The sequence below is a fragment of the Protofrankia sp. Cr1 genome (assembly GCF_963555865.1).
GTDB lineage: Bacteria > Actinomycetota > Actinomycetes > Frankiales > Frankiaceae > Protofrankia.
Genome location: NZ_CAUVXO010000347.1, coordinates 1,726 through 5,427, shown reverse-complemented (window position 1 = coordinate 5,427; position 3,702 = coordinate 1,726). Strand labels below are relative to the sequence as shown.

At 68.3% G+C, this 3,702-nt stretch carries 3 protein-coding genes; all 3 read left to right on the top strand.

Features of this window, described 5'->3' with window-relative positions:
- The first annotated feature begins 471 nt into the window (after nucleotides 1–471).
- The 3 genes from U9980_RS20925 to U9980_RS20915 are packed head-to-tail and all read left to right on the top strand — an operon-like array spanning nucleotide 472 to nucleotide 3,580.
- Complete coding sequence (locus U9980_RS20925; RefSeq protein WP_322769478.1) at nucleotides 472–1,779, top strand: CpaF family protein; 1,308 nt, start codon at nucleotides 472–474, stop codon at nucleotides 1,777–1,779.
- On the top strand, nucleotides 1,779–2,639 hold the full coding sequence (locus tag U9980_RS20920; protein ID WP_322769477.1) for a type II secretion system F family protein: 861 nt from the start codon (nucleotides 1,779–1,781) through the stop codon (nucleotides 2,637–2,639). Before U9980_RS20925 ends, U9980_RS20920 begins: the two co-directional genes overlap by 1 nt.
- Nucleotides 2,636–3,580, top strand: a complete 945-nt coding sequence (locus U9980_RS20915) for a type II secretion system F family protein (protein ID WP_322769476.1) — start codon at nucleotides 2,636–2,638, stop codon at nucleotides 3,578–3,580. Before U9980_RS20920 ends, U9980_RS20915 begins: the two co-directional genes overlap by 4 nt.
- Nucleotides 3,581–3,702 lie beyond the last annotated feature (122 nt).

Here is a 3,702-nt window from a genome sequence, read left to right as displayed (position 1 = left end):
TCGCTGCGCGATGCACGGGTACCCCGGCTTCGTCGGTCGACACCCAACACCTCCGGTGCGTCCCTCCTCGCACCTCGCGATCTACCCGCCCCAGCCCCCTCCTTGACCCACGCCACTATTGCCGGGCGCTCTTTACGTAATGCTTGCTCGGTGGAAAATATGATCATTTCTCTCCCGTGGGGGGGCGTTCGTGGGCCGGTGTGGGTGGGATGCGATGGTTGTGGAAATATGGACCGGGAGCTGATCGGACAGATCTGAGCCGACACGGTCCACGCGCTGCCGGCGCTGCCGGCGCTGCCGGCGCTCCGGGGAAGCCGGTGGCCCGGGGAGGTGGGGGAAGGCGGGACGTGGGACCGGGGGCTTGATTACCGGCGACCTTCTTTCTACGCTTCGCGATAATTGTCGGGATCGGATCGGTCCGAGCGGGTGACCAGGGAGATCGGGTTTTCTGTGACAACACGCGGCGGCTGGATGGACGCTACTTCGCTCATTGAGACCGAAGTGCGTGAACTGGTCCGGCGTCGATCCCTCGACCCGGTTCACGAACCCACCCGGATCCGCCAGCTCGTCGAGGACGTCCTGGGCGAATACGAGGAACGGACGCTCACCAGCGACCTCCCCGCGATTGTCGACCGGGCCACCACCGCGCGGCTTGTCCACGACGCGGTCGCCGGCTTCGGACCGCTACAACGCCATCTGGACGACCCGAGCGTGGAAGAAATCTGGATCAACGAGCCTGGGCGCGTCTTCGTCGCGCGGAACGGGCGCAGCGAGCTGACCACGACGATCCTGAGTGCCGATCAGGTACAGGACCTGGTCGAACGGATGCTGAAGAGTTCCGGGCGCCGGGTGGATCTGTCTACTCCGTTCGTGGACGCCATGTTGCCGGACGGGTCGCGCCTGCACGTGGTCATCCCCGACGTCACCCGCGTCCACTGGTCGGTCAACATCCGCAAGTTCATCGTGTCCGCCGCCAGTATGGACGAACTGGTCGATCTGTCGACGATTACATCGTCGGCGGCAGCCTTCCTGGAGGCCGCCGTCGCCTCCGGACTGAACATCATCGTGGCCGGCGGAACGCAGGCGGGGAAGACGACCATGCTCAACTGCCTCGGTTCGGCGGTCCCCGGTCGGGAACGGGTCATCACCTGTGAGGAGGTCTTCGAGCTCAGGCTGCGGGCCCCGGACTGGGTCGCCATGCAGACCCGCCAGGCCAACCTGGAGGGCACCGGCGAGATCCGGCTCCGGCGTCTGATCAAGGAAGCCCTCCGGATGCGTCCCGACCGGATCATTGTCGGCGAGGTCCGGCAGGAAGAGGCCCTCGACCTCCTGATCGCTCTCAACTCGGGCCTGCCCGGGATGTGCAGCCTGCATGCGAACTCGGCCCGCGAGGCGGTCACCAAACTGTGCACCCTGCCGCTGCTCGCCGGGGAGAACGTCAGCCACGCCTTTGTGGTGCCGACGGTTGCCGCCAGCGTCGACCTTGTCGTGCATCTCACGAAGGACGCGCACGGGCGGCGTCGGGTGACCGAGATCGTGTCATTGTCGGGACGCACGGAGGGGGACGTGATCGAAACCGCGCAGATCTACCGGTCACGCGGCGACACCCTGGTTCGCGCTGACGGGTACCCGCCACATGCAGACCGGTTCGCCCGAGCCGGCTACGACCTGCCAGCCCTGCTCGCCTCGACCGATCGTGACCGGCGGGACCGGATGGCTGAGACGGAGCGCGCCCAGCTCTCCGACCGATCGTGGGTCGAGATCGCGGTGGAGCGCTGATGGGCATCTTCATCGGCCTGCTCTTCGGCCTCGGTCTCCTGCTCATCATCTTCAGCGGGCGTCCCCGCGCCCCGCGCGATCCCGCGTCCGCGAAGTGGCGCGGACGGACCCGGGAGCTGCTCGCTCAGGCGGGAATCCCGGGAGTCAGTCCCGACCAGCTCCTCGCGATCAGTATCGGGGTCGGGCTGCTGGTCGGCCTGATCGTGCTGGCCTTCACCGCCACCTGGTCGCTCGCCGGAGCGTTCTTCATTTTCGCAGCCCTACTGCCGCGTGCGATGGTGATGCGTCGCCGCCGGGCGCGCATGCACGACCTTCGGGAGCTGTGGCCGGATGTCGTCGACAATCTGGCCAGCGCGGTGCGGGCGGGAATGCCCCTGTCCGAGGGGCTCGCATCGGTGGGACTACGGGGCCCGCGCCCGCTTCGGCCGGCCTTCACCCGTTTCGGCGAGGACTACCGGGCGACCGGCTCCTTCGCGGCGAGCCTGGACCGGCTTTCTGACGATCTCGCCGATCCGATCGCCGACCGGATCATCGAGTCGTTGCGCACCGCCCGGGAGGTCGGCGGGACCGACCTCGGCCGGCTGCTGCGGACACTCTCGGCGTTCCTGCGCGAGGACGCCCGGACCCGCGCGGAGCTCGAAACCCGACAGAGCTGGACGATCAATGCTGCGCGGCTCGCGCTCGCGGCGCCGTGGGTTGTCCTCCTGCTGCTGGCGACCCGGGGGGAGACGGTCCGCGCCTATGACAGCCCCACCGGCGTTGTCGTACTCGCGGTCGGCGGTGGGGTGTCGGTGGTGGCGTACCTGCTCATGAAACAGATCGGCAGACTCCCTGAGGAAGGTCGGGTGCTGCGTCCATGAGTCTGGTCGCGACCGGTGCGCTGATCGGCCTGCTGGCCGGCGTCGGCCTGGCTTTGATCGTCCTGCGGTCGCCGGTGGTCCGGCGGATCCGGCTCGCCGATCGGATCGACCCGTACCTGCGGGACACCCCGGCGCAGTCCCGGCTGCTGGCCGACCGGGCCCGGCCGACGGCTTCGCGTAGTGGCCTGGAGGAGCTGGTCCGACCGTTCGTCGCCGACGCGGCTCGGCGACTCGACCGCTTTCTGGGTGGGCGTGCCGCCCTGCAGCGCCGCCTGACCCAGGCCGGCGGGCAGACCTCCATCGAGGATTTCCGGGTTCAGCAGGTGGTCTGGTCGGTGGCCGGGGCGCTGTTCGGCGCCGCCCTGCTGGCTCTGCGTGCGCTGCTGGGCTTCGGGCCCCCGCCGATCGTCGGCGTTGCCCTGGTCGTCGCCGGTGTCGCCGGCGGGGTCGTCGCCCGGGACTGGTGGCTGACCCGGGCGATACGAGAGCGCGAGGAACGCATACTCATCGAGTTCCCGACGGTGGCGGAGTTGCTCGCGTTGGCGGTCACCGCCGGTGAGAGCCCGGTGGGAGCGTTGGAACGGGTAAGTCGGTTGTCCCACGGGGAGTTGGGCCGCGAACTGCGGTTGGCTCTCGCGGACACGCGTGCTGGCGCCACCCTCGTTCAGGCGCTGGAGGGTCTGGCCGCCCGTACGACGGTCGCCTCGCTGCGTCGGTTCGTCGAGGGCATGGTGGTGGCGATCGAGCGCGGTACGCCGCTGGCCGAGGTGCTGCGGGCGCAGGCGATCGACGTCCGTGAGGCGGGCAAGCGACAACTGCTGGAGGCCGGTGGTCGCAAGGAGATCGCGATGATGGTGCCGGTCGTCTTCTTCGTCCTGCCGACCACTGTGATTTTTGCTTTCTATCCAGCGGTCGTGAGTTTGACGTTCAACGCACAATGATCACACTGCGATGTAAGGGAGTTGGCGACTGTGCGGGTGTTCGTAGCACTGATGGGCCACTGGGTTCCGGCGTTGACGGAGGCCTTCCACGGTCGGCCGGAAAGCCGGAACAGTCAGACTAG

What these genes read in the sequence shown, in the direction of transcription:
- U9980_RS20925 (WP_322769478.1), top strand. Translation starts at nt 472, where the DNA reads ATGGACGCTACTTCGCTCATTGAGACCGAAGTGCGTGAACTGGTCCGG.
- U9980_RS20915 (WP_322769476.1), top strand. Translation starts at nt 2,636, where the DNA reads ATGAGTCTGGTCGCGACCGGTGCGCTGATCGGCCTGCTGGCCGGCGTC.
- U9980_RS20920 (WP_322769477.1), top strand. Translation starts at nt 1,779, where the DNA reads ATGGGCATCTTCATCGGCCTGCTCTTCGGCCTCGGTCTCCTGCTCATC.